The 249-nt window shown below is 34.5% G+C and carries 2 protein-coding genes; both read right to left on the reverse strand.

The genetic code is table 11. From position 1 onward, the window contains the following. Nucleotides 1-104, reverse strand: a 104-nt coding sequence (locus tag AC1Q8N_RS28740) for a DUF3948 family protein (protein ID WP_000654249.1), incomplete at its 3' end; no start/stop codon positions are given. A 35-nt stretch (nt 105-139) separates the two neighbouring features. After that, nucleotides 140-247, reverse strand: a complete 108-nt coding sequence (locus AC1Q8N_RS28745; protein ID WP_000664237.1) for a DUF3948 family protein — start codon at nt 245-247, stop codon at nt 140-142. Nucleotides 248-249 lie beyond the last annotated feature (2 nt).

Here is a 249-nt window from a genome sequence, read left to right on the forward strand (position 1 = left end):
CTTGATAGAAATACGATTAATGCTGTTAATACTACTGCTCCACTTGCTGATCCTACGAAGTCACCTTTTGTTACTTGTAATACTTGCTCTTTCATATCTTTCATTCTCCCTTCTATTTTCTTTTGTTACAAAACTTCTATTATACTAATACGCTTGATAGAAATACGATTAATGCCGTTAATACTACCGCCCCACTTGCTGATCCTACGAAGTCACCTTTTGTTACTTGTAATACTTGCTCTTTCATTT

Source organism: Bacillus sp. GW823-FHT06B01 (assembly GCF_058952315.1).

What these genes read in the sequence shown, in the direction of transcription:
- AC1Q8N_RS28745 (WP_000664237.1), bottom strand. Translation starts at nt 247, where the DNA reads ATGAAAGAGCAAGTATTACAAGTAACAAAAGGTGACTTCGTAGGATCA.